Source organism: Fannyhessea vaginae DSM 15829, from assembly GCF_000159235.2.
Lineage (GTDB): Bacteria > Actinomycetota > Coriobacteriia > Coriobacteriales > Atopobiaceae > Fannyhessea > Fannyhessea vaginae.
In genome coordinates this window covers 219,100-245,962 of sequence record NZ_ACGK02000001.1, presented here as the reverse complement: position 1 = coordinate 245,962, position 26,863 = coordinate 219,100, and the positions used below count along the sequence as shown (strand labels likewise).

The 26,863-nt window shown below is 44.3% G+C and carries 20 protein-coding genes and 1 tRNA gene; 9 read left to right on the top strand and 12 right to left on the bottom strand.

Annotated features, from left to right (window positions below; all coding sequences use genetic code 11):
- Positions 1 to 6: 6 nt before the first annotated feature.
- The 8 genes from HMPREF0091_RS01020 to ulaG form a co-directional block, all read right to left on the bottom strand.
- Positions 7 to 2,481, bottom strand: a complete 2,475-nt coding sequence (locus HMPREF0091_RS01020) for a phosphoketolase (protein WP_006302307.1) — start codon at positions 2,479 to 2,481, stop codon at positions 7 to 9.
- Positions 2,482 to 2,700: 219 nt separating this feature from the next.
- Entirely contained in the window at positions 2,701 to 3,474 is a 774-nt protein-coding gene (araD, locus tag HMPREF0091_RS01015; RefSeq protein WP_006302306.1) for an L-ribulose-5-phosphate 4-epimerase AraD, read from the bottom strand.
- Positions 3,464 to 4,321 carry an L-ribulose-5-phosphate 3-epimerase gene (locus HMPREF0091_RS01010; protein WP_006302305.1) on the bottom strand — a complete coding sequence of 286 codons (858 nt, stop codon included), beginning with the start codon at positions 4,319 to 4,321 and terminating at the stop codon, positions 3,464 to 3,466. Before HMPREF0091_RS01010 ends, araD begins: the two co-directional genes overlap by 11 nt.
- 46 nt (positions 4,322 to 4,367) lie before the next feature.
- Positions 4,368 to 5,006, bottom strand: a complete 639-nt coding sequence (locus tag HMPREF0091_RS01005) for a 3-keto-L-gulonate-6-phosphate decarboxylase UlaD (protein ID WP_006302304.1) — start codon at positions 5,004 to 5,006, stop codon at positions 4,368 to 4,370.
- A 38-nt stretch (positions 5,007 to 5,044) separates the two neighbouring features.
- Complete coding sequence (locus HMPREF0091_RS01000) at positions 5,045 to 5,344, bottom strand: PTS sugar transporter subunit IIB (RefSeq protein WP_006302303.1); 300 nt, start codon at positions 5,342 to 5,344, stop codon at positions 5,045 to 5,047.
- 128 nt (positions 5,345 to 5,472) lie between these two features.
- On the bottom strand, positions 5,473 to 6,948 hold the full coding sequence (locus HMPREF0091_RS00995) for a PTS ascorbate transporter subunit IIC (protein WP_006302301.1): 1,476 nt from the start codon (positions 6,946 to 6,948) through the stop codon (positions 5,473 to 5,475).
- A 71-nt stretch (positions 6,949 to 7,019) separates the two neighbouring features.
- Positions 7,020 to 7,469, bottom strand: coding sequence for a PTS sugar transporter subunit IIA (locus tag HMPREF0091_RS00990; protein ID WP_006302300.1), 450 nt, complete (start codon positions 7,467 to 7,469; stop codon positions 7,020 to 7,022).
- Positions 7,470 to 7,510: 41 nt separating this feature from the next.
- Positions 7,511 to 8,575 (bottom strand): L-ascorbate 6-phosphate lactonase, encoded by a 1,065-nt coding sequence (gene ulaG / locus HMPREF0091_RS00985; protein ID WP_006302299.1) that lies wholly within the window; start codon positions 8,573 to 8,575, stop codon positions 7,511 to 7,513.
- A 259-nt stretch (positions 8,576 to 8,834) separates the two neighbouring features.
- Here ulaG and HMPREF0091_RS00980 point away from each other — a divergent pair, with 259 nt between their 5' ends.
- The gene (locus tag HMPREF0091_RS00980) at positions 8,835 to 9,689 is read left to right on the top strand and encodes a DeoR/GlpR family DNA-binding transcription regulator (RefSeq protein ID WP_010241892.1); all 855 of its coding nucleotides are present in this window, start codon (positions 8,835 to 8,837) and stop codon (positions 9,687 to 9,689) included.
- A gap of 136 nt (positions 9,690 to 9,825) precedes the next feature.
- On the opposite strand, the gene gnd is transcribed toward HMPREF0091_RS00980, so the two are convergent.
- Entirely contained in the window at positions 9,826 to 11,268 is a 1,443-nt protein-coding gene (gene gnd, locus HMPREF0091_RS00975; RefSeq protein ID WP_006302297.1) for a decarboxylating NADP(+)-dependent phosphogluconate dehydrogenase, read from the bottom strand.
- A 398-nt stretch (positions 11,269 to 11,666) separates the two neighbouring features.
- On the opposite strand from gnd, the gene HMPREF0091_RS00970 reads away from it, so the two are divergent.
- Positions 11,667 to 12,524, top strand: a complete 858-nt coding sequence (locus tag HMPREF0091_RS00970) for a MurR/RpiR family transcriptional regulator (protein WP_006302296.1) — start codon at positions 11,667 to 11,669, stop codon at positions 12,522 to 12,524.
- Positions 12,525 to 12,653: 129 nt separating this feature from the next.
- Here the strand turns inward: HMPREF0091_RS00970 and HMPREF0091_RS00965 are convergent, their stop codons facing one another.
- Together HMPREF0091_RS00965 and serS are read right to left on the bottom strand one after the other, a co-directional pair.
- Positions 12,654 to 14,582: an acyltransferase family protein gene (locus HMPREF0091_RS00965; protein ID WP_006302295.1), complete on the bottom strand. Its 1,929-nt coding sequence runs from the start codon at positions 14,580 to 14,582 to the stop codon at positions 12,654 to 12,656.
- A 154-nt stretch (positions 14,583 to 14,736) separates the two neighbouring features.
- On the bottom strand, positions 14,737 to 16,020 hold the full coding sequence (gene serS / locus HMPREF0091_RS00960) for a serine--tRNA ligase (RefSeq protein WP_006302294.1): 1,284 nt from the start codon (positions 16,018 to 16,020) through the stop codon (positions 14,737 to 14,739).
- Between the two features lie 181 nt (positions 16,021 to 16,201).
- On the opposite strand from serS, the gene HMPREF0091_RS00955 reads away from it, so the two are divergent.
- On the top strand, positions 16,202 to 16,423 hold the full coding sequence (locus tag HMPREF0091_RS00955) for a DUF6724 family protein (RefSeq protein WP_029575180.1): 222 nt from the start codon (positions 16,202 to 16,204) through the stop codon (positions 16,421 to 16,423).
- Positions 16,424 to 16,520: 97 nt separating this feature from the next.
- Here the strand turns inward: HMPREF0091_RS00955 and HMPREF0091_RS00950 are convergent.
- Positions 16,521 to 16,607, bottom strand: a tRNA-Leu gene (locus HMPREF0091_RS00950).
- 131 nt (positions 16,608 to 16,738) lie between these two features.
- On the opposite strand from HMPREF0091_RS00950, the gene HMPREF0091_RS00945 reads away from it, so the two are divergent.
- The 6 genes from HMPREF0091_RS00945 (at position 16,739) to pknB (ending at position 26,734) form a co-directional block, all read left to right on the top strand.
- Positions 16,739 to 18,721, top strand: coding sequence for a serine/threonine-protein kinase (locus HMPREF0091_RS00945; protein ID WP_006302292.1), 1,983 nt, complete (start codon positions 16,739 to 16,741; stop codon positions 18,719 to 18,721).
- Positions 18,708 to 20,015, top strand: coding sequence for an FhaA domain-containing protein (locus HMPREF0091_RS06280; RefSeq protein WP_006302291.1), 1,308 nt, complete (start codon positions 18,708 to 18,710; stop codon positions 20,013 to 20,015). The genes HMPREF0091_RS00945 and HMPREF0091_RS06280 overlap by 14 nt, the downstream gene beginning before the upstream one ends.
- 1 nt (position 20,016) lies before the next feature.
- Positions 20,017 to 20,430, top strand: coding sequence for an FHA domain-containing protein (locus HMPREF0091_RS00935; RefSeq protein WP_006302290.1), 414 nt, complete (start codon positions 20,017 to 20,019; stop codon positions 20,428 to 20,430).
- Positions 20,427 to 21,779: a Stp1/IreP family PP2C-type Ser/Thr phosphatase gene (locus tag HMPREF0091_RS00930; protein ID WP_006302289.1), complete on the top strand. Its 1,353-nt coding sequence runs from the start codon at positions 20,427 to 20,429 to the stop codon at positions 21,777 to 21,779. Before HMPREF0091_RS00935 ends, HMPREF0091_RS00930 begins: the two co-directional genes overlap by 4 nt.
- A complete protein-coding gene (locus HMPREF0091_RS00925; protein WP_006302288.1) occupies positions 21,776 to 24,643 on the top strand; it encodes an FtsW/RodA/SpoVE family cell cycle protein in 2,868 nt (955 codons plus the stop codon). The genes HMPREF0091_RS00930 and HMPREF0091_RS00925 overlap by 4 nt, the downstream gene beginning before the upstream one ends.
- Positions 24,644 to 24,826: 183 nt before the next feature.
- Positions 24,827 to 26,734, top strand: coding sequence for a Stk1 family PASTA domain-containing Ser/Thr kinase (pknB, locus tag HMPREF0091_RS00920; RefSeq protein WP_006302287.1), 1,908 nt, complete (start codon positions 24,827 to 24,829; stop codon positions 26,732 to 26,734).
- Positions 26,735 to 26,863: the final 129 nt, after the last annotated feature.

The window sequence follows — 26,863 nt, the reverse complement described above, 5'->3', positions numbered from 1 at the left end:
AGACACTTACTCGTTATCTCCGCCCGTTGCTTTAGTTGCAGACAAAACCTCGGCAGAGTCCTTTGCGTCGTGCCATCTCCAATCGGTAAAGGCAGGGTGGTCATAGCCCTTATCGACCGCAAACTGGAACGCATCAGCACGGAACTTCTCCCAAGCGTCAATCTGATCCTTCCACTTATCTGCGTCAACCAAGCGTAAAGCGTCTTGAGCCAAAGCCCAGCGATCCATATGATTTTGACGAACCATATCATATGGCGTTGTGGTAGAACCTTGCTCTTCGTATCCGTGAACACAGAAGTTATCGTGATTTGGACGATTCCAAATCAAACGACGAATGCTACCAGCATATGCGTGGAACGCAAACAAAACGGGCTTATCAGCAGAGAAGAGTTTGACAAATTCCTCGTCAGAAATTGCTTGATCGTTTTCTTGAGCATTTTGAATCTTAAGGAGATCAACAACGTTTACAAAACGAACATGAACGCCCAACTTATCAAGCAACTCAACGGCGGCAAGCGCTTCTTGCGTAGGTACGTCGCCGCACGACGCAATAACAAGATCAGGCTCTTCTCCCTTTTGTACGGTAGACGCCCATTTCCACTCAACAACACCGCGTTTAAGCTCTTCACGCGCGTCGTCAAGCGTAACCCAGGTAGGAGCAGGTTGTTTACCAGCAAAGATAGCATTAAAGCAGTTGGTTGATGTAAATGCACGCTCGGCAACAGCCAACAAAAGATTTGCGTCAGCTGGGAAGTAGATATTGGTTACGTGGTCATTGTTAAAGCTCTTGTTAAGCATAATGTCCACAAAACCAGGATCTTGGTGCGAGAATCCATTGTGATCCTGACGCCAAACGTGGCTTGAAATCAAAAGGTTAATTCCCGAGATAGGACGACGCCAAGGAATATGGCGAACGCATGCTTCCAGCCACTTGCAGTGCTGGTTAATCATGGAGTCTACGACGTGTACAAATGATTCGTAGCTCGACCAAATACCATTACGACCAGTTAACACATAGCCCTCTAACAGTCCTTCGCATTGGTGCTCAGAAAGCTGCTCGATAACGTTTCCAACAGGAGCCATGTGCTCATCATTTTGAGGATCAGCGTTTATTTCGCCAAACCATTGTTTATCGGTTACACGATAGGACGGCTGCAAACGGTTTGAAGCGGTTTCATCGGGTCCAAAAATACGGAACGAATCGCGGTTCTTGTTGATAACTTCGGCCGTGAAATCGCCCAAAACGCGTGTTGCTTCTACAGCACCGCAACCATGTCCACCTTTTTCTACGTCAATAGCAAAGTCTTTGGCATCTGGAAGATCAAGGTTATGACGAAGCTTACCACCATTTGCGTTGGGGTTAGCACCAAGTCTTAAATCACCTTGAGGCATAGCTGCAACAACATCACTTTTAATTGCACCGTTTTCATCAAAAAGCTCTTCGGGTTTATAGGATTTCATCCAATTTTTCAAAACCTCAAAGTGAGCTTCGGTATCACGAGCAGATGCTAAAGGCACCTGATGAGCGCGCCAAGAACCCTCGGTCTTTTTACCGTCTATATAAGCTGGGCATGTCCATCCTTTAGGAGTGCGGAACACGATCATAGGATACGCAGGACGAGCCTCTTCGCCTGCTTGAGCACGCGTCTTAATATTGCAAATTTCATCGAATACCGTCTCAAGAAGTGCCGCAAAACGACGGTGAATAGATGAATGGTCTTCGTCGTCAAAACCAGCTGTAAATACATAGGGGTGATAGCCCATACCACGGAAGAATTCATCGCGTTCTTCGCCACTAATACGCGACAAAATTGATGGGTTAGCAATTTTATAGCCGTTAAGATGTAAAATTGGCAACACAATACCGTCGGTTAGTGGATCAAGGAACTTGTTGGTTTGCCAGCTTGTTGCCAAAGGACCGGTTTCTGATTCGCCATCGCCTACTACAGCTACAGCCAATAGCGATGGATTGTCCAAAACAGCACCATACGCGTGTGACAATACATAACCAAGCTCTCCACCCTCATGAATAGAACCAGGTGTTTCGGGCGCATAGTGCGAAGGAATACCTCCTGGATATGAGAATTGACGGAAGAACTTTTGCAAGCCTGCTTCGTCTTTTGTAATGCGCGGATAGGTTTCGGTGTATGTTCCGTCCAAAAGTGACTGCGCGGTACCAGCAGGTCCGCCGTGACCTGGTCCCATTAAGAAAACCGTATTTTGGTTGTGGTCGTGAATAAGACGATTAACGTGACCAAACAAAAAGTTTAAGCCTGGCGTAGTTCCCCAGTGGCCTACCAAACGATATTTAATATCGTCACGATTAAAATCACCCTTCATCAAAGGGTTGCTGCGTAAATAAATTTGTCCAATAGACAAGTAATTAGCACAACGCCAATACTTATCAACAGCTTCAAGTTCTTCTTCAGATACAGACTTCCCGAGTTTATGCCACGGTGTACCCAATACCGGTTGACCCATATTGTCCTCCTTATACTTTTTTACACATCTAACTCTAAGTGATAAAACGTTTTACTAGTTGAAAGTTGCGCGGTTTTTATCGATTTACACAATCCATTCATAATAGATTTATTCATAATAAAAGGTGCCAAAACACTCTGGCACCTTTTATTTGCATATCCTCAACTACCACAATATTGCAGTGAAAAACTAGCAGAACAACCTACAATGCACAAGGTACTAATGAGCGTCGCCAGGTTGTCCGTAATATGCATGAGCACCGTGTTTTCTAAAATAGTGCTTATCAAGATAATACTGAGGAATCGGCTCAAAAGGTTGCTCACCTGCACTTGGACGCACGCGACCCATAAGATCTTCGGTGCGCTCAGCCATATCACAAACGGTTTCGATAACCTTACCCACCTCAACAGATTTCATAGGAGTGTTTCCCCATGAAAATGTTCCATGATTACGCACAAGAACGCCTGGTGTAGCAACAGGATCGATATTACGAGTCCTAAAGGTTTCTACAATGACCTTGCCCGTGTTTTCTTCGTACGCTTCTTCAACCTCTTGTTGAGTTAAATCGCGCGTGCACGGAATAGGGCCGTAAAAATTATCTGCATGCGTTGTTCCATATACCGGCACATCACGCCCTGCCTGCGCCCATGCAGCGCCTTGAACGCTATGTGTGTGCGTAATAGCGTTGATTTGAGGAAACTCTCTAAAGAGTACAACGTCTGTTGGTAAATCAGACGAAGGACGAAGGCTGTGCTCGCCCAAAACATTGCCGTCCAATGTGGTTACCACCATATCGGAAGGCTTCATAGTTTCGTAAGGTACACCACTAGGTTTAATGACAATAACGCCTAAATCGCGATTAACCTCAGCAACATTTCCCCAGGTAAGCGTAACTAATCCCAGCTCTGGCAAGCGACAATTTGCCGCGCAAACGCGCTCGCACATAGCTTCAACTTCGCGACAATGAAGCAACTCTTCGCTATTAAAACTCATAGCCTGCCTCCTTGAAAATCGGCAAAGTATAGGCAAGTGCTTTCTTGATTTCAGCCTCGGGATCATCGGAGGTTTCGCTCCACATCTCAAGCATAAAGGTTCCGTTATATCCCAGGCGCTTTAAGGTCTTAAAGCAGCCCAAAAAGTCTACTTGACCCTCACCAAAGGGAACGTTTTTGAATTTGCCCTTAAAGGTATCGGTTACATTAAGCGTATCTTTTACGTGAAGAGCTGCGATTTCATCGATACCTAATTCAAGTTCGGCTTCAACATCGTTTTCAGGCCACGCGTTCAAATTTCCAAGGTCGGGGTATACCTGCAACCACGGAGAATGTATCTGCTTTTTAATTTTATTGAACTTGGTAACCGAATTAATGAACGGATCGTCCATAATTTCGATCGAAAGCATCACTTGCTTTTCGGCAGCCATTGCAACAGCCTTTTGCAGGTTTTCCATAAAGTAAGCACGCGATGTAAGCGTCTTTGGCTCATAGTACACATCATATCCAGCAAGCTGAATATTACGTATACCCAAATCAGAGGCCAAGTCTATGGCTTTTTTCATAATCTGTAAACCATGGCTACGCGTATCAGGATCGCTTGAACCAAACGGAAAACGACGATGACCACTTAAACACATGGAATAAACCTTAAGGCCAACTTCGTATTCAGCATCGATAAGCTCTTTGCGCTCTTGCTTTGTCCAATCAAGTCGAGCCAAACGCTCGTCAGTCTCGTCTACTGACATTTCTACAAAATTAAAGCCAAGTTTTTTTGCAAGTAAAAGACGATCTTTCCAAGAAACATTCTTAGGCAAAGCCTTCTCATAAATGCCTAAATGTGCCATATTGCACGTCCAATCTCTTCATGACTCATTATGAGCGTATGGGTTATTAGCCCCAAATTTCTTTAATCTTGTTTTGGAAGTCTACAGCAGCCTGACGAGGATCTGGAGCCTGCGTAATACCACGGCCTGCAATAAAGGTGTATACAGGAATGCCGCGGAACAGCTCAAGTGTGTTGACATTCAAACCACCAGTTACCGATACCTTAAAGCCCATGTCACAAAGTTTTTTAATCTTGGTAAGGTCTTTTTCGCCCCAAGTTTGACCAGCAAGTAAAGCATCGCGGCTTTGGTGGTATACTGCCTGCTCAATTCCCGTATCAAGCCAGCCTTGTGCCTGCTCAAATGTCCAGTCACCATACAGTTCTACCTGAACAGCGTCAACCTCTTTAGCGGCTGCAGCCATGGTAGGAAGTGTTGCACAACAAATGCATGTCATAAAGTTGGCACCACCGTCGTGAACATTTTTAGCAACAGTTCCACCTGCGTCAGCACATTTAGGATCAGCAACAATCAGTTTGTTAGGATACATTGATCTAAAGCATTTGATAGCTTTTTGACCCTCTTGAAGAATAAGGATGGTTCCTACTTCCAAAATGTCTACTACGTCTCCAACTGCTTTAATGTCTGCCAATGCGCTTGGTAAATCATTATGATCGCAAGCTATCTGAAGCATAGGTAATGCCATAATTTACTCCTTTTGAGATTTCTTAATTTTCTTGGTGTTTAAAGATTTTTGCTCTTAAGATCGCTCTCTTCGATGCGCTGTTTGCACTCGGGAACGCTCATAACATTGCGAACACCAATAACGGTAACGCCTTGTTTAGCAGCGTCGTCAAACATGTTTACAAAGTTAAGTGGTGTGAAAACAACGTCGTAACTTTTAGCGGTGCTTTTACCCTCGGCAATAGAGGTGTGATTGCTTGCGGTAACCTTGTATCCTAAAGCGGTAAGAGCCTTAGTAGCCGTTTGCAAAAGCATTAAAGAAGTTCCAGAACCATTAGCACAAGAAACCAAAACACGCATGATGTCCTCCTAAAATAAACAGTGCGCGTATCAAACGCAATTCAAACAAAAGCGCGTGCTCAGGTGCTCAACAAACACCCTATGAGCACGCACTTAAATCAACACATACAAAGTAAAGACGCTAAAGCTTATGCCTTTTTGAATTCTGCTTTGTATTTTTCGTAATCCTCTACCTGCATAAAGTAACCCTTGGGGTTAGCACGGTATTGAAGCTGTGGAATAGCAAGCAGAACAACGATAACAATTGCGATACCAACGAATGGAAGGTATTTCATAACAAGGGTTGCAACTGGCCATACCGTTGCCCAGTCGAGCATACCAAGGTATCCACCGTATGCAGCCAAACCAATCCAGCTTGCAAACAGTGCTGAACCCAAAACTTGAACAACACCAGAAATGAAAGGCAGAACAAGCGCGGCCTTGTAACCACCACGGTTATTAGCAAATACACCAATAGCAGCGTTATCAAAGAAGACTGGAATAAAGCCTGCGATAACAATAGTTGGTGACTGGCAAATAATAAGAAGGGCAATGGTAATAAATTGTCCTACAGCACCAGCCAAGAAGCCGATGGTTGCAGCGTTTGGCGAACCAAAAGCAAAGGTTGCTGCAATATCGATACCAGGAACTGCACCTGGAAGAATGGTATTAGAGATACCTTGGAAGCTCTCGGTAAGCTCTCCCACGAAGGTACGAACACCAAGTTGTAAGATTGCCAGATAAACAGCAAAGTACAAACTTGTTTGAAGAATGTAGAAGAAGAAGTCATCTTCAGGTTTAAGCGCTTTAAGCGCAACAAGGTAATCCTTGCCTAAAACAGCCAAAATAATACCAAAGAACAAAAGCATCAAAATAGAAGTTGAAACCATGTTCTCGTTGAAGATTGAAAGCCAACCAGGAAGCTCAACATCTTCCATACGCTTAGGCTCTTTTCCATCTTTAGGCTTAAAGAGTTCTGCAACTTTAGCAAAGAACGTTAAACCAAACATCTGCTGGTGAGCAACAGCAAAGCCACCACCATCAGTTAAGTCTTGGCAAATACCAATGGTAAGGTTTGAACCTACAGCCCAGTACAGACCCAAGATAACTGACATGATTGCCAAGATTTCCCAGCGACCCATAAATGGATAGCAGAACAAAATAATCCAGAACGCAGTAGATGCTTGCTGAACTTGTACGTGACCTGTGGTAAAGATAGCACGAAGTTTAGTAAGTTTGTTAAAGCGAACAACAATGATGTTGATAATAAATGCGAATAACAAAAGCAACATAACGTCGCCGAACATACGACCAAATGTTTCTTCAACACCTGCAGTTACTGCATTTTGACCAAAGTATGGATCGATAACCATTGCGCTTAAATTAAAGCGGTCTCTCAAACCAACCAAAATAGGACGGAAGTTTTTGACCAAGCCGCCTGAACCTACGCACAAAATCAAGTATCCACATGTTGCCTTTAAAAAGCCTGCCAAGCATTCATACCAGGGCTTTTTAAGCAGGACATAACCGATCAGTACGATAAAACCAATCATAAACTGCGGTTGAGTAAGAATATTTTTAGCAAAGAACGACCAACATGCTAATAAAATTCCTGGAATATCCATTGTGCCTCCTTTGTCTTAAACGACGTATATACTCCTTTGCACCATTTGTGCAATTACCACCAATGTTTAAACTACAAAAGCTTTTTGTAGTCTTCTAAAGAATGAGTAGCTTTAAGTTGCTCAACCTTTTCTTCGTCCATCAAAAGATCCATAAGACGCTGAATGTTTTTAAGATGTTCATCAGAATCTTTTGCAGCAAGCGTAAAGAATAATTGTGCCTGCGGCTCCTCTTTTGTGGCGGGATCATAAAACGTAACAGGAGCTTCAAACTTAGTAAATGCGATTCCTGTTCCCAAAACTCCTGGAGCAGTTGCAAGCGCGTGAGGCATTGCAATGCCTGGAACTATAACAATATAAGGACCGTTGTCTACAACGTTTTGAACGATAGTATCAACATAGGCTGGCTCGATCATATGGTTGTCAAGCAAAGGCTTGCAGCTCATACGAATAGCTTCTTTCCAGTCTTGAGGCTGTTTTTCGGCGTAGTAAACAAGATTGTTATCATAAAAATATTTAAGCATTTCACACTCACATCCGGTTGAAGTTCACAGTACGGCTCATCTTATAAGAATGCGTCATAAGGAAGATCAGTCTCATAATCAAACGCATCGTGGAAACCGCGGTCATACATGTACTCCATGTGATCGGTGTCGCCAGGATAGTCATAGCGACCGCCAACTTGCCATACAAATGGCTTAAATTTGTATTGCATACGATCCTTACGATATTTCCAAAGCATAAGAATTTCTTTAGGATCGGCCATAAAGTTGGTCCAAATGTCGTAGTGCGTAGGAATAATAACCTTAGTCTGAAGAGCTTCTCCAACTTTAAGAACATCAGAGGAGGTTAATTTATCGGTAATACCAATTGGGTTCTCGCCATATGCAACACAGGCAATATCAATCTTGTTTTCTTTACCGTGCTTTACATACATATTGGAGTAGTGAGAGTCACCTGCGTGGTAAACGTTACCGCCGTCAGTTTTAACAAGGTAGTTAAGAGCAAGCTGGTTCATATCACGAACAGGTTTGCCTTTAAGAGACTCATTAGGATCGTCTACGGTAAGCAACATGGTGCGGTCAAACGACTCAAGAGCCTTTACCTCAACATCTTTTACTTTAACGCTTTCATTTGGATGAAGAACAACAATGCGTTCTGCAGGAACGCCCCATGCAATCCATTTGTCGGCAACGTCTTGTGGGCCTACAAAGGTAGCGTTAGGACAATTACGTGTTACAACAGCAGCGGTTGTTTGATCAAGATGGTCTGAATGTGAGTGTGTTACGCATAAAACATCGATATCACGAACTGCAAATGGATCAATAACAAACGGTTGATTACGACGATTGGGTTGTAAGTTGCGCACACCGCTCATGCGCATCATTTGATGACCTTTTTTCATATGACCAGAGCCAATGGTTTGTTTTCCTGTTTGGTTCCACATATCAATGACAACATTGGTGCCGTGATCTGATTTGATCCAAATGCCCATGTTGCCTAACCACCACATAGACAGTGTTTTTTCTGGAACTTTAGCCTGAGCTATCTCCTCGGTAAGCCACGTTCCCCATTCGGGAAACGTCTTATTGAGCCACGAATCTCTCGTAATCTCATCGATAGCACTCATATGTATTCCTTTCTCTTGATGAAATTAGCTTAATTATATGAACGTTTAAATATGCAGACAATGTGTTTTTATGAGTGTTTGACCCTTATATGATGTTTTTATTCACACTATTTGTTGTTTATGAATCTTTTTCGCTCATAATATAGGGTATAAATCGCTCAAATGCAGGTCTTGAACGTTTAACCACTACAAAATAAATTACGTCTAAAAAACCATAGTTAGTACAGCGATATATGCAGACGTAAGGATGGCGATGCTCATGAAAAACTCCTCTAAACTCATTAACGCGCGACGTGCTGTTATAGAAGAAACGCTTCACCAAGCACCTGACCACACAATTTCGGTAAGCGCTCTTGCAGATCATTGTTGTGTATCTGCCATGACCATGCGCCGCGACTTGGCGGCACTTCAAAAAATGGGAGTGTTAGTTCATAAGCACGGCTATGCTACGTTGAGTGAGCACTATCGCTTTAAAGACGCCAAACCAACAAACACCAGCATCGAGAAGATAAAAATCTCTATAGGCAAAATGGCGGCAAATTTTGTGCGTAATAAAGACACGGTTTTTATTAACACCAGTTCAACCGCACTTTATGCGCTCGACTATTTGCAAACCAAACGAGTAAGCGTGGTAACTAACAATCTACGTATCCACGAACAAATTCACAAAGACTCACTTAACCCAGCGTCAACCGTTATTATTACCGGCGGCGAGCTTCGTCTGCCAAAAGAAGCTCTCACGGGAGAAGTTGCCGAAATTGCCGTAAAACGAGTGATTGCCGATGTTGCCATTATTGGCTGCTCGGGATTTAGCTTAAAAAACGGCATAACCACAAGCAACGCAGGTGAAACTAACGTTAATCGTTTAATGATTGAGCACACCAAAGGAAAAGTTATTGTTGTTGCCGATCATCGCAAAATCTTTCGTGATTCAAACTTTTTTGTGGCAGCATCAAAAACCATAGATGTGCTCGTAACCGATGAATTTGCAGACGCACAATCCATTGCTGATATTGAGCAAGCGGGTATCGAAGTTATTCAAGTAAATATAGGTAGTCGTATTGCGGAAGATAATATTGATAATCACACGAGAAAAAAGAGTGGCGCCTCATAGTATTGTTTATAGAATAGTACGACTTATAAAACGAGATATGCTAAGCGTATAACACGCTTAGCATATCAAAATGCACGTAAACTCTTACAACTGATCATGCAAAACCACAAGGCTACTTTCAGCGCAGAAATAAGCCCTACATCTGCTCCCAAATGTGATGGAACGACTCATCACGCGGCTTGTCAACACGCTTAAATGTATGAGCGCCAAACCAATCGCGCTGAGCTTGGCAAAGATTTGCTGGGAGCTTTTCCGAGGTGTAGCCATCAAAATAAAGCAGCGAATTTGCAATGGTAGGGACATATAATCCTGCAGCAATACCTGCAATCACCACGCGTCTCCATGCAGCAACAGAAGATTTGATTTCGTCTTTAAACTCATCGGTCAACATAAGATTAACAACTTTACCTTCATCATACGCGCGCTTAATACGCTCAAGAAATACCGCACGAATAATGCAACCTTCACGCCATAAAAGCGCAATGTTGCCCAGGTCAAGATTCCACTGATAGGTATCTGACGCTGCTTGCAGTAAAGAAAAACCTTGTGCATACGACATAATCTTTGAAGCATAAACCGCCTGTTCAAGATCGGTGACAAAAGTGCTGATTTCTTCTTGCAGTATCTTTGGCGAAAGATTTTGACCCTCAGCTTGCTTGCCAAACTCGCGCGCGGCGTATACACGCTCATCTTTTTGAGCCGATAAATTGCGCGCAAACACAGCTTCACACATAGTTGGAACGCATTGATGCTTCTCCAAAGCATCCATTGCCGTCCACATACCTGTGCCCTTTTGTCCTGCTTCGTCCAAAATTGCATCAACAAGCTCACCGGTGCCGCAAGGATCTTTAACGCGCAAAATTTTAGACGTAATCTCAACAAGATACGATTGCAGGCGACCACGATTCCAATCTTCAAAAACGTCTGCTATTTGAGCATTTGAAAAACCACATGCATTTTTAAGCATAAAGTATGCTTCATTAATAATTTGCATGTCGCCATACTCAATACCATTGTGAACCATCTTTACATAATGGCCGCTTCCACCTTTTCCAATATAGTCGCAACACGAATCACCTGTCGTGGTATGTGCAGCAATATCTTTAAGCAGCTGTTTAAGGTGGTCATTAAATACATCTCTGTTACCCGAGGGCATAATAGACGGCCCTAAAAGTGCACCCTTCTCGCCACCAGAAACACCCATACCAAAGAACTTAATACCTTTTTCTGCATAGTGTTTCATACGACGCTCGGTATCTTTATAGAAAGAATTACCAGCGTCTATAACGATGTCGCCCTCTTCAAGATAGGACAACAAGCCATCGGTCACAAGATCAACCACCGTGCCCGCCTTAACCATAAGGATGATTTTTCTTGGTCGCTCAAGTGCGGCAACAAAATCTTTAAGCGAATATGAAGGAGTAATTTGATCGGTTTCTTGCACTTTATTCTGCATAAATTCACGCGTTTTATCCCCATCACGATTATAAACTGCAAGGGTATAGTGATGGTGAGAGATGTTAAGCGCAAGGCTTTGACCCATAACGCCCATTCCGTATACACCTACAAAACAAGCCACGCTTATTGCCTCCTTTTACCTGTAGCAAAGGTTATTCGTACACTTTGCCAACCATTCTAAACTTACAAGTTAGCACCCACCAACAGGGTATCTTACTTACAAGTGTGTGCGCGTGATTACGCGTTTTAGCATAATCAGCATCTATCTACACTATAATTATTTTTTCTTATTATACCCCTATTTAGGAAATATTTTTTCTTAAACGGTCATTTGCGAAAGCTCAACGGTCGATTAAAATCTTCTATCACGCTACACGCTACACTATTGCTACACTATGGTTAGTTTGGGTTTTATGAAAAGACCGCGGAGCTGCATAGTATAAGCTCAACGGCAAAGGACGACAAATCACGCATAAAACATACCCAAACAAAAAGGAAAGGTTAAAGAAAGAGTATCGCATGAAAAGAATCTCGGTTACCGCAAAAATAAAGTCGCTACTTCCCTCATGTGCAGAAAAAGAACAGGCTATTGCACAATTTATTCTTCAGCATGTGCGAGAGACTTCGTATATGACGATTCATGAATTGGCAGATAAACTTGGGGTTGCCGATTCAACAATATTTAAGTTTGCGCAAAAGATGGGCTATAAAGGGTTCCGTGATTTTAGAAACGATCTCTTAACCGAAGCCTACGACCCCGAGGTTTCGGTTCATGAGCACATAACAACACGTGATTCTCTTGCAACTATTGCTGCCACCATTTTTCATTCAAGTGTAACCTCTTTACATAACACGCTGGCATTGCTTAATGAAGACAATCTCAAGCGTGCACTGAGTCTCATTAACAACGCGCACACGCTTACATTTTTTGGCTGCGGTGGATCAAACATTGTGGCTGCAGACGCCTATCATAAATTCCTGCGATCACCGCTGCATTGTCAAAACGCAATAGACGAGCACATTCAAATTATGCAAGCCTCACTTTTAGGCGCGCAAGATGTTGCCATTATTATTAGTCATTCAGGTCTATCTAGAACAACACTTCAGATTGCTGAAATACTACGCGAAAATCGTGTCCCTATTATTTTTATTACAAGTTACCTGAATACGCCCATTACACGTTTTGCCGACGTTGTGTTTATCTCAGCCTCAGAAGAAACTGGATACCGAAGCGAATCGCTTGCAAGTCGCGTTGCACAACTGGTAATTTTGGACACGCTTTTTTGTGCTGTAATGTTTAAATCTGATGATAAAAACGTAGCGCAAACGTTGCATAATATACGCAGTGCAATTAATCGAACAAAAATTGAGGAATAGTGCCTCAAATAAGACAGTGCTAAGCGCCTCATTTTATCAAGCACAAACATGATGCACCCATGCATATACCTGCGTGGCTTAGCCTGCTTTTACAAGACGCGGGGTCACGGGGCACTCCAATGTTCTTCGTTATGATGAGCTTTTTTCTTGTTGTGACTGCAAAATACTTTTAGCGACAAATTGGGCATACACCTCGGATCCCCCTATATTAGGGTGTGTCCCATCATTATAAAACAACTCGGTTTTTCCCTTAGCAAATTGGTGCCAATCAATAAGATGCAGATTATCGTGGCGTTTAACAGCTTGTGTGATGTAATCATTTACATCGTGCTCGTACGAGTCGTTTGAAACAACGGTGCTGATGTATATATCTGTATCACTAAATTCGGTTGAAAGGGTGTCGAGCATATCGTTGTTAATTATGCCGTTGGTACCTAGTGCAAAATACACAACATCTGGGAAATTATCCGAGTGTTTTAGCTCGCGTAAAATATTTAAACCTGCAGGTATTTGACGACTATTCGTTGCGTCAATAGTCATATTCGGTAAAATTTTGCCCAATTGTTTACGACACATTTTAAGCACCGAATCGCCCACGGCAAAGATTTTAATGTTGTGCGCAAGTGTTGCCTCTTCTTTAGTAATTCCAAGTTCAGGATATTGTGCAATAACCTTATCAAACTGATTTATGTTGTCAGGTTTTTCATATGGCGTCGTACCAGCAGTACCGTCTTCTTCCTCCTGCTGCGAAGCATTCTCGTCCGATTGCTGCGTGTCGTTTGTTGTGGTTCGCGCGTTTTCGTCGTCATCATCAGCAAGACGGCTTTGCATTTCGCGCACGTCTTCAGGCGCACCAACGGGCGCATGTATGCACGTCCACGCAAAGCAGGCGATAAGAGCCGAAAATGCCAAAAGTACAAGCATTTTTCCCCGACTATGCGCTTGATTTTTATGCAACGCAGAAGGTGCGCACCAGTTAACTAAAGCCATCAAGTGTTTTTCGCTTATCTGATAGGTAAGCTCTGCCAAAATAAGCAGAAAAACGGCTTGCATAATAACTGCCGATCCATAAGAGACTCCTGGAGGGTTAAAACCAGCTTTGCCAAATGCCCATAAGGTATATTGCCACAGATAAAGACTATAGCTACGTTTGCCTAAATACATAAGGACGGGATTACCAATCAGGCGCGCAGAAAGGCCAGACTCATCAACCGACGTTGCCATCGCCACAAGAAGAACTACATTAAACAAGACCATTCCGCCATAATACGCAAACCACGTATCGCCAGCCAGAAAAATCATGCACAAAACTGTAATAATGCACGCCAATAGGCTTTTATATGTGTCTAACGTGCGAGCGCGCTGATACCAATTAACCAGTGTTTGTCGGCTAAAACGACACGCCAACGCAGACCCTAGCAAAAATGAAAAGACGCGTGTATCACTTCCATAGTAAGCGCGCGTAATATTATGTATAGATAGCTGATACATAACGGCTAACAATACGGCAGAAACTGCTGCACCTATAAGGGAAACTCTCAACAGCGCACGACGAGGCGCGCGCGAAGCCAGTTTGCCCACGACCCACACGACAAACGGCCAAAACAAGTAAATTTGTATTTCAACTGCTAACGCCCACATATGAGTGAACATATCGGGTAGAGCAAAGTGCTGAAAATACGATAGATTTTGGCTAATCTGCCACCAGTTATTAACGCCAAGCAGGGTTGAAAATGCACTTGCAGAGAAATTGTAGAGCAAATCATGGCTTAAAAAGTTTGCCCATAAGGTAGCAACCAGCATAAACAAGATCATTGGTGGATAGAGTCGCTTAATGCGCCGCACATAAAATCTTACAATGGAAATCTTGTTATGCGTCTCCAATTCGGACAAAAAAGAATCTGTTACAAGGTATCCCGATAAGGTAAGAAAAATAATGACGCCTAGATAGCCGCCTTGAACGGTATGAGGAAACCAGTGATAAAGGCATACAAAAAGAACGGCAAGACCGCGCCAAGCCGTGAAGGATTTAATCATGTGAGTTGGATTTTGACGCATAATGTTTCCTCAAATATTACCAACATTTACATTTTTATGTTAACTCATTATGTAAGTTACAAAAAGGTGCTCCGCACAGCACATAAACTGTCCGAAGCACCATCACACAAAACAAACATATGTTCTATACTTATCCACGCACAAACGAGCACGATTAGCATGCGGGAATGGTTTTTAACCCTCTCATATACGGCTGCAAAGCTTCAGGAACACTAATAGATCCGTCGGCATTTTGATAATTTTCCATAATAGCCGCCATGCATCTTCCTACCGCCAAACCAGAGCCATTAAGCGTGTGAACATAACGCGTACCCTTAAACTCACTTGGATCACGATACTTTATATTTGCACGACGCGCTTGGAAATCCCAACAATTTGAGCACGAAGAAATTTCTTTGTAATTGTTGTAGCTTGGAAGCCAAACCTCAAGGTCATAGCACTTGCATGCAGAAAAACCAATATCGCCCGTGCAAAGCGAAACAACACGATATGCAAGCCCTAATACCTGCAAGCACTTCTCGGCCTCAGCAACCATAGACTCAAGCTGATTCATGGAGTCTTCAGGCTTTGCAAACTTTACCATTTCAACTTTATCAAATTCATGAACGCGAATGATACCGCGTGTATCTCTACCTGCAGAACCAGCCTCTTCTCTAAAGCATGGCGTAAACGCAGTGTATTTGAGTGGCAGCTGTGAAGCGTCAAGCACTTCATCGCGATGCAGGTTGGTAAGCATAACCTCGGCAGTTGGAATAAGATAGAGGTCGTTGCTTACATGAAACAAGTCTTCGTCAAACTTGGGGAGCTGTCCTGTTCCAAAGAGCGAATCATAGTTGGTTAATACAGGAGGCCACCACTCTTTGAAGCCTGCCTCGTTGTGCATATCGATAAAGAAATTGATGAGCGCGCGCTCCATTTGCGCACCATAACCACCAAGCACATAAAAACGCGAACCTGCAAGCTTTACACCACGATCAAAATCGATCATATGGGTTTGCGTACCCAAATCCCAGTGAGCTCTTGCATCAAAGTCAAAGGAGCGTGGAGTTCCCCATTTGCGAACTTCTTTGTTTTCGCTGTCGTCTTTACCATAAGGAACGCTTTCATGAGGGATATTAGGGATAGCGCTCACTAAATCATGAAGCTGCTTTTCGGCAGACGCACGCTGCTCTTCCAACTCGGCAATGCGAGCTTTACCAGCTGCAACCTGTTCTTTTGCAGCCTGCGCCTCGTCTTTTTTGCCTTCTTGCATAAGCTTACCAATTTGCTTTGAGGCACTATTGCGCTCGGCTTGCAAACGCTCAACTTCTACAATGGTTGATCGGCGTAACTCATCAAGTTCAAAAAATTGTTCCCTATCCCAATGTGCGTTCTGTCGCGATGCGCACGACTTATCTACCACGTCGGGGTTTTCTCTCACAAACCTGATATCAAGCATTGCTACTCCTTTTGCGTTACCAGCTTTGCTCATCAAAGCACTGTTATACAAAAACTGTTAAACTACTCGTACGTAATATGTGTTTAACTATACGCCATTCAGGCATAATTACCTATATATACGCACTAAAGTATATACTTGTTCTATAAAAGATTTACACACTCCTTGGGAAAGGATGTATATGGACGCAATAAATGACTTTTTTACCTGGTTGTTCGCAAGCCGACAAGGCGTTTTGGTGCTTGTTTTAGGCGGAATTGTGTTCTTTGTCCTTATTTCTATTTTCCTTGAAATCAAAACACGTCAGCGCTTTAAAAACCACAAAAAGCAACAAGGTGATTGGGATTTGTTTGATTCTAATGACGAAAGTGGTTGGAGCGATTTTGAAGAAGACAACAAATAGAGGCTGTAAAACACAGGTAGAGCGCAAAAAACACGAAGTCGTAGAACCCGTAAAGCTGCCACGTAATTGCACAGCTAGGAGATTTGTTAGTAAATCGTGGTGCGGGCGAAAGGACTTGAACCTTCACGAGGGAACCCTCATATGCACCTGAAGCATACGCGTCTGCCAATTCCGCCACGCCCGCATGGGTAGAAATTTTACTCCAATTTGGTAAACTTATGCAATAACGCATGTGCGTATTGAAGAAAAAAGTATAACATCACATGTGCAGCAATGTGTCACGCCAACCAAAAACGAAGTTCAAAAGGACACATTATGAGGAACGATCATTACACGCCACCTGCCTATTCGCCACAGCAATCCCGTGCATTTCATAACGGGAGCACTGCTGCGGATTCTGATTTTTCGCAAAGAGCTGACGCTTACGAAACTTCATACGACCAACAAATTCAAAATAGCGTTTTACAAGGTCGTTATCGCGTTATGGACGAATGCACCACGGGAGGCTTTGGCGATATTCTTATTTCGTGGGACACACGCCTTCAACGTCGTGTTGCGATTAAACGTATTCCGCTTTTTAGCGGCACTGAATATGGTGATTTTTCAAGTCAAGACGGCGCATATAACCACATAAGTTCAACCATGCAAGAAGCGCTGCAAGAAGCACGTGCTGCGTCAAGGCTTTCACATCCCAATATTGTATCGATGTACGACTTTGAAACCGATAGTATGTATGCCTATCTTGTTATGGAGTATATCGACGGTCTTACGCTGCAAGAGTTGCTTGGACGCGTCGAAGGTGGAACGCTCACGGGCGATGAGGCAAGTTATGTGTGTCGAGCGCTTTGTTCGGCTCTGGCATGCGCGCATAAAAATCGAGTGCTTCATCTAGACATTAAGCCGTCAAACATCATGTTTGATCAAAACGGCTGCGTTAAACTCTGCGATTTTGGTATGGCTTCTCTTGCTTCGGCAACTGGATATGGCGATGCACGCGGAGGAACCGTGGGCTATATGTCTTGCGAGCAAATATCGGGAGATTTGGTAGACGAGCGAAGCGATATCTTCTCGCTTGCAACCGTAATCTGGCAGTGTCTTACAGGCACATGTCCATTTGCGGCAAACACGGCAGAAGCATCGCGCAAGCTCATTGAAAAGGGAATTAAAAAGTCACTTTCCGACTACGCGTGCGATCTTGCCCCTGTAAGTCAAACTCTTGTTGATCAAAGCTTAAAGGCGGCACTTACTGCAAATCCATCGCTGAGATGTGCACATGTAGAAAATCTCTCACACCAAATTGGTGAAGTATTAGGCGACGAAAACGAAGGCAAGCGCTCTATTGCGCAACTGGTGCAACAAGCTCTTGAAACAGACGAGGGCGCTGCAGAATTTGATAAGCACAAACTTCCTTTTGGGTATCGCCACCCTCATGTGCTTCCCTATGCAAAAAAGGTGCTTAATGCCGTATGCGGAATAAGTGGCGTATGGATTTCTCTGGCAGGAATCGTGCGGTTTTTTGCTCATTTGTGCGCGCCGTGTACATTTGAAGGCATTTCCTTTTTTACGCAAGGTCTTGGCGGCACTCCTTTGATAGTTTTTTTGGCGAGTGCTTGCGTTATAGGTGTTTTATCAGCCTTTATACCGTTTAGTGCAGTAGGCATTATATGCCTTATATATGCATTTTCGCTTATATTACATCCACAATTTCTAACAGGCATTGGTGCCTTGCTCCCCATCGTGTTAGCTGTCTTAAGCCTTGCTTGGCTCATCGTATGCGTGCGCAAAAATACATGGGTATCAAGCTGCGCGCTTATTGGAATTGCTACCCAGAATCCCTTTATAGCTCCACTGGTTATTCCCTCTCATGTGCAACCACTTCCTGCATGTATACACTGTTTTGCATTGTGGCTCATCGTTCATCTTACAAGCTGGACCACCATGGCTGCGGCCAATCCTCAACAGGTTTGCGCGTACCTGTTTCATCTTATACAACAACCGTCGCTTATAGCTCTTGGTATCAGCCTGGCAAGCACGGCTCTTGCCGCATACCTTTTGCAACAAACCCAAAGCCCATGGCTTAGATACACCGTTCAAATCGCTGCAAGCACCCTTATGCTCTATGCGTTTATTACATCGCATACCATTATTGACATGGAGAGTTGCGGTATATACTCAATTGTGGATATCACGCGAATCGCTCTTGCGTTATGCTTAAGTATCCTTATGTTTATTGTGATGAAGTTAGACGATTCACAACCTGCAGGTGAGGAGATTGAGAATGTCTATGAACTTAATTAAAACGTTTGAAGAAAGAATGAACACCATATTCGGGAGCTCCACCGAGGGCTTTACCGCACCTTTTTCGATAAAAAAGCTTGCTAAACGCGCAGCTCGCGAAATGGAAGCAGAAACATTTGAAATAGACGGGATCAACACCGCTCCCGCTCTTTATACCGTACTGGTTTCCCCCACCGATGACGCTACCATGCGATCATTGTATGTAAAGCTCATCAGCGAAATCTCTGCTTTTATCGAAGCAAAAGCACAGTCAAAATCCTATGTTTTTACAGGTAAGCCACTCATTCGCTTTATGGTTGACCCCGGTCTTAAAAGCGGAAAATTTGCCGTCTTTGCCGAAAACATAGATGCGTCCACGCTTGCTCGCCTTCGTGCCGAAGAAGACGCGTTCCTTTCGGGTTCATTGGGCGTTGGTGGCGCTGCACAAGAGCAGCTGCACGGTGAAGTTAAAATGGTTAATCCACCACGCGCTCGTCAGCGAAACGCTCGTTTTTCTGAGCAAGCAACTCCTCAGCCGCCCGTAAGCTCGCCTAACGCTCTGTCTAGTGTGTCCAATGAGGGAGCACGCGTCGCACAAAGCAAGTCTGCATATAAGCCAACACCTCGACAAAACGAAGTTGCAGCTGCTAATCCGCAAAATTCGTACAAACGAGGTGTGGTTGCTATTCCCGATGAAACTTCTGCTGGAGATTTTGCGCCGCTTATTGGCGGACAAGACCTCGATTTATCTGCTGGTTTAAGCGTTTTGCCTTCAAACCTTGCTACCATAGGCTCGGCTTCCATCAGCACACCTCCTGTAAGCGTTATGCCTGCAGCTCAAAACGTACAGCACACGCCTTTAGTTAACGTGCGCGCAGATAATTGGGGTCGCCATGCAAGCACAGCAGACGACGCAAACTCCAATAGGTACGCACAAAACGCCTATCCTGCAGCTCCTGATGGTATGGCTCCTACGCAAAGAAGAGATTCGTTCTCGCAACCTGCGCAAAATTATGCCGAAACAGCTACTCCTACCTCGCTGCTTATCAATCATCAGACAGGCGAAACGTACGAGGTCTTTGCGCCGCAAACCGTTATTGGACGCGAACGCTCGCACGCACAAATTGTGTTACGCGATTCAAATATTTCGCGTCGTCACGCGCAAATAACATACAACGGAAGAAATTGGTTGATACAAGATCTTGGCTCAACCAATGGAACGCAGGTAAACAACATGACGGTAGACAGTTGCGTTTTGCGCAACGGTGATATCATAACGCTTGCGCTTACGAACTTAGAATTTAGGGAGAACTAGCATGTTTGACCTCATATTATTTGCAGGTCGAATCATATTGGTCGTGTTCTTGTACCTATTTTTGTTTTTAGTTATGAAAACAGGAATAGGTCTTGTGAGACGACAGAGAACAGATGATGCGATTTGGTATATTGATTGCGAGAAAGGCAGCAAACAACTGCGCGGCTTACATATAGACGTGCTTGGACCAGTGCTTATTGGGCGCTCGCCTTCATCGGATATTGTTATTGACGAACCCTTTGTTTCGGCATCTCATGCGCGCTTTTCGCTGCAAGGCCCTGCATTGGTACTAGAAGATCTCCATTCAACGAATGGCACTCTTGTTAATGGCTGCCCTATCGATGAACCTGTTGCACTGCGCGACGGCGATGAAATACAAATTGGAGATACTATCATGAAGGTGAATCGCCGATGAAATCTTTTCCCTTATCAAGAAAAGATTTGGAGGATTTTTTTGGCGCAAACGCAAAGAAAATTTCCCGTCTTGCGCATGTCAAAGTTGCCAATAGCCCTGGCCACGAATCAATTTCGGTAGAAAATAGAGAAGGTACCGATTCTAGGACTGGGACCAACGCACGCCTTATGTGGGGGGCGCGTACCGACGTTGGTTTAGTGCGTGAGCATAACGAAGACTCATTTTTGGTGCAACCTCCCCTTTTTGCGGTATGTGACGGCATGGGCGGTCACGCCGCAGGTGAAGTGGCAAGTTTTATTGCGGTCGAAACAATTGGAAAGCAAGCGCCTCATTGTGCGAACGATGTTTTATTGGGCGCAAGCGTTGAGGCTGCAAACACCGAAATTATAAATCAGGCAGCGCAAGGACACGGAAAACCAGGCATGGGCTGTACCGCTTCATGCGCCTTAATAGAAAACAACAAAATAGCTATTGCGCATGTGGGCGATTCTCGCATTTATCTTTTACACAACGGCTCGCTTGTTCGCCTTACGCACGACCATTCATTTGTAGAAGAGCTGGTAGACGCAGGAGAAATTACGGCCGATGAAGCGCGTGTTCATCCATCGCGCTCAATTATTACGCGCGCCCTTGGCTCTGATCCCGACATGTATGCCGATCACTTTAAGCTTGATATTAACACGGGTGACCGTATTATTATCTGTTCGGACGGTCTTTCGTCTATGATAGAAGATGCAAAAATTGAGTCGCTGGCGGTTAGCGCTGTGCACCCTCAATCCTGTGCAGATAATTTAGTTGCTGCAGCTCTTGAGGCTGGAGGACTAGATAATGTAACGGTAGTTGTCGTAGACATTAAAGATGATGGCGCACCGCAAAAAAGCAAACATATGCACATGAGGCGCCTGTACTTTGCTGGCGCGTGTGCACTTTTATCACTTATTATGTGTTTGATCATGGGCCTTATGGTTGTAAGTACATCTTGGTATTTAGGCATAAACGATAAAACCGTAGGAATTTATCAAGGGGTAAATAATAGTATTTTTGGCATACAACTCTCCCATCTGTCGGGTTCAACCTCTGTTGAAGTAAAAGACCTGCCGCTTACCACGCAAAAAGACCTCGAAGGAGGAGTTCGCGTAGGAAGCGAACAAGAAGCACGTAGTGTGGTAGAAAATTATCGTGATCAAATTGATGCCGAAAAAAGCGCGGCCGCTATAGCAGAGCAGCGCGCCTCGGAAGGAACCTCTGCTGGTAGTAAAACTCCCGAAGCAGACGATCAAACAGATAATGGGTCTACACAAGATACCAATTCTAAATCCTCCACGACAACAAGTGAGGTGAACAAATGAGCCAGAACGCCAACACAAGACGAACCATGGAGCTGGGGCTGTTGATAGCAGCAGCTATTCCAACCACACTTCTTTACGCACTCTATATTATGAATGCACATGTAGAACTATCCGTATTTTCTTTGTCGGTTCCGCTCGGTTTGTTTGCGGCTTTTGCCGTGTCTCATCTTGCTGTCCGAATCTATGCGCCAGGTGCCGATCCCGTTATTTTGCCCATTGTCTTTTTCTTATCGGGTACAGGCATTGCTTTTGTTACCAGACTTTCCCCCGAACTGGCAATTAGTCAGGTTTTATGGCTCTTCTTAGGAGTGGTAGCGCTGGTAGTAACATTGGCTGTGGTGCCCGGCATAGAAAAGCTCTCCTCGTATAAATTTACGCTGGGAGCAGCAGGAGTTATGTGCTTGCTTATTCCTATGCTTATAGGAACAGAGCGCGGTGGGTCAAAACTTTGGCTCAGTTTTGGCGCGTTTTCATTTCAGCCGGGCGAGCTTGCTAAGGTGCTTATCGTTCTCTTTTTGTCCTTCTACTTAGCAAAAAATAGAGAATTACTTTCTGCTTCGGCTCTTCATATTGGACGCTTTAAAATCCCGCAGCCACGCATGTTGGCACCGCTTTTGGTAATGTGGGGACTCTCGCTGTTAATTGTCATCTTTGAGCGCGACTTAGGAAGCGCACTGTTGTTCTTTGCGTTCTTTGTTGTTATGCTCTACGTTTGCACAGGTAGAGTAAGCTATGTCATTATCTCGCTTGTGCTGTTGATACTTGGTGGAATTCTGTGTTATCACCTGTTCAGCCATGTACAAACACGCGTACAAATTTGGCTTAATCCTTTTAGTGATCCTAGCAACAAAGGCCTTCAAATAGTGCAATCGCTCTACTCACTTGCAGATGGTGGTCTGATAGGAAGCGGTATTGGACGCGGTCTTGCAACGCTTATTCCAGTAGTTGCCTCAGACTTTATTTTTTCGGCAATTGGCGAAGAAATGGGCTTGTTAGGAAGTTCAGCCGTTTTACTTGCCTATGTTGTACTGGCAATACGAGGCCTTGCAACGGCAGCTCGTGCAAAATCAGATATTGCCGCATTTGCCGCAACTGGACTTACTGCCTCGCTTGTTATACAGGCTTTTATCATCGTTGGTGGCGTTACCAAACTTTTACCGCTTACTGGCGTAACCTTGCCTTTTATTAGCCAAGGAGGAAGCTCTTTACTGGCAAGCTTTATAATTGTTGCGCTTTTGCTTAAAGCAGGCGACGAAGGCACGGGCAGAAGCACCGATATTAACGTTTGCGAGCAAAGTTCTTCAATACTGTTACAAGAAGACGAAAATTCATCTCATGCGTCCGTGTTGCATGGCGCGCACGTACGAGGTGGTTTTAAGATCGATACGCCCGAATCGGGTATACTAGGAAGAGTTGCACTTGGAAATAGGCTCGTAAAGCTGGTTACCGCGTTTTGTATCCTTTTTGCGCTTCTGATTGCAAACCTTACGAACATACAAGTTATCAGTGCAAAAACATTCCAAAAGATGCCTGGCAACAACCATACCATTGCAAAAACATCAAATATAAAACGTGGATCCATCATCAGCTCCGATGGCGTTACGCTGGCAGAAAGCGTTAAGCAAAACGATGGAAAGTCGTATGTGCGCAAACACCCTGAAGGATCGCTTGCGGCTCATACCTTGGGATATGCCTCTGTTCGATATGGTACGTCGGGTGTAGAAGCGCGTCTTAACGACACACTCATTAACAACGGCAACTATACGTCACTTAACGATGTGCTCTTATCTTTGGCAGGAGCTGCAAAGCCCGGATCATCGGCGGTACTTACCATAAACTCTCAAATGCAAAAAGTGGCTGAGAAAGCACTGGAAGGATACACTGGCTCTGTTGTTGCGCTTAATCCAACCACGGGAGCAATTCTTGCAAAAGCCTCCAATCCAACCTTTAACCCCGACAATCTCGACGAAGTGATGAGTAGCTCAAGCACCAAAGGTCAATTGCTTGATAGAAGCACACAAACACTGTACACACCTGGTTCTACCTTCAAAGTTGTTACACTTGCAGCTGCCCTTGACTCAGGGATTTCTTCTCTTGATTCAAAAATTTCCGCGCCCGCAAAAATAACGATTGGCAACGGAGATCTCTCTAATGACAAAAATCAAGACTTTGGACAAATAACACTTAAAGATGCGCTTAGATTTTCGGCGAATACAGCATTTGGTCAGCTGGGAACACAGGTAGGCGCTTCTAAACTGGTCAATTATGCACAAGGCTTTGGCTTTGGATCATCTTTAGGCCAAGACTTTACTACTTCGTCTTCGCTTATGCCCAAACCTTCAGAAATGACCGAATGGGAAACCGCCTGGGCTGCATGCGGACAGCCTGTAGGTATGCACGCAAGCCCCGCTGGTCCTCAAGTTACCGTTATGCAAAATGCTGTTATTGCTGCAGCTGTTGCAAATGGCGGCGTGGTTATGAATCCATTCGTAATTGATCATTTACTCACCTCAGAAGGCGTCAGCACTTCTAAAACGCAACCAAAGGTTTTGGGTCAGGTAATTTCTGCGCAAACAGCCGACAAACTTAAAGAAGCAATGCTCGATGTTGTAGAACGAGGAACAGGTCAACCCGCACGTATAAAAGGCGTAAAGGTTGCAGGTAAAACGGGTACTGCCGAAGTTTCGCCTCAGGTGTCAAACTCTTTGTTCATTGGCTTTGCGCCCTTTGACAAACCAACTATTGCGATCTCGGTATGTGTAGAGGGATCCTCTGAACAAGACGTACATAACAAAGCTGCTGCTATTGCAGGAAAAATTCTTGCAGGATGTCTAAACATACAAGCGTTAGGAGCGGCAAAATGATACGATTTTACCTGCTTTACCTTCGTTACAAACGCTTGGCACACCTGCCGTTTATGGTGCATAACAAATGGCACACGCACCAATCGTCTCAAACAGGGCGTACACAAACAAGCGCGCATGTGCCGTATAAAGCGCTTCTACCATTACCTATAACAACATTAAACACAACAGATTGGAGTAACAATGCCCGATAAAGTTCTTGGTGGAAGATACATCATACAAGATAAAATCGGAACAGGCGGTATGGCTATTGTTTATCGTGGCATTGACAATCGCTTAGGACGACCTATTGCAATTAAAACCATGCTACCCCAATATGCTGCAGATCCATCGTTTGCAGCTCGTTTTAAGCAAGAGGCTCAAGCAGCCGCCGCACTTCAAAGCCCTTTTATTGTTTCGGTGTACGACTGGGGAAAAGATAATGACACGTATTTCATTGCTATGGAATACTTGCGCGGTACCGACCTTAAAAGCGGCGTTCGCAAACACGGAGCGCTTGACTGCAAAAAGGTTGCTCAAATTGGCTCCCAAATTGCGCAAGCACTCTCGGTAGCACATCGTCACGATATTATTCACCGCGACATTAAACCGCAAAATATCATGGTTCAGCCCGACGGCAACATCAAAGTCATGGACTTTGGTATTGCGCGCGCAAAAAATAGTCACCTGACCACAGATAACTCGGTTCTTGGTACAGCGCACTATGTATCGCCTGAACAAACTCAAGGTAAGCCTTTAGGTCCTACAACCGATATTTACTCGCTTGGTATTGTTATGTACGAAGCAGCAACAGGTGTTGTCCCCTTTGATGGTGACGATGCAATTAGCGTTGCACTTAAACAAGTTAACGAGCAGCCCGTTCCACCAAGCGCTCGAAACCCCCGCGTTGACCAAGCTCTCGAACGCATTATCTTAAAGTGCATGCAAAAAGATCCCAAAAATCGTTTTCAAACTGCCGAGGAAGTCTTTAAGGTATTGCGCGACTATCTAGCTGGCAAAATGAATGAAGTTAACAATGCAACAGCTCAAATGCCCGTTATGGCTACAAATGCCGTTTCGCCACTTAATTCAACTACCGCACTTCCGCATATTGCCAATGGTGCAACACAGAACAGAAAAAGCGCAACTCATCGAGCTCAGCTACGCGCACAAGAAGATGAAAAACGGCATAAAAACAAGGTGATTGCAGGCGTTTTAGGGGGAACCTTAGTCCTCATTGCCATTATCGTTGCTCTGGTAAGCTATTTTATGGGTCAGGGCGCAACGCAAGAAGTTCCAAATCTTCTTAACCTCACACAACAAGAAGCCTTAATGAAGATAGATAATTCTAACTTCTTCCAGCGCGGTACCGTAAAAGAAGAATTTTCGTCAACTGTAGAAAAAGGAAAAGTTATCGACCAAGACCCCGATGCAGGCCACAAAGTTGCTAAGGGTACGCAAATCAATATTGTGGTTTCAAAGGGAGCAGAGCCTGCAGCTGATGTAACGGTTCCCGATCTTAAAGGAAAATCGCCTTCGGAAGCAGAAGCTATTTTGTCGCAGCTTGGTCTTAAAAGTCAGGCTGGTGACTCCGTTAACTCCGACGATGTAGAAGTGGGCAAAATTGCAGCCCAAACCCCTGCTGCTGGTACTACCGCTAAAGCAGGAGACACTATTACCTATCAGCTTTCTAAAGGTCCAAACGAAGCCGACGTGCCCAACGTGGTAGGAAAAACAGAGGACGAGGCACAAGCCGCGCTTACAGCTGCAGGATTTAATGTATCGGTACAGCGAGAAGAATCCAACAAACCCGAGGGAACCGTTACCAAACAAAGCGCAACAGGTAAACTTGCTCGAAAATCAACCGTTACTATTACGGTTGCAAAAGCACCCTCACAGGTAAGCCTGTCAACGCTTGTCTCTAAAGGAATGGATGCTACCGAAGCCTCACAAAAGCTCTCTGACGCAGGCTTTGGTGTACGAGTAAAACGTCAACCAGATGCACTGGTGAAAAAAGATACCGTTATATCCTTCCCCGATAAAGCAAAGAAAGGACAAACGGTAACTCTTGTCGTTTCTGATGGTTTGCCGCTTATCAACGATTCGCACTAATATGTGCCAGCATAAGTAATAATATATGCGGAGCATCCACAACGGATACTCCGCATATTTATAACCTTCCTAACCGCCACGAGCACTACTTGTGGCACTCATATATGTATCAATGCGCCAACATGGTAC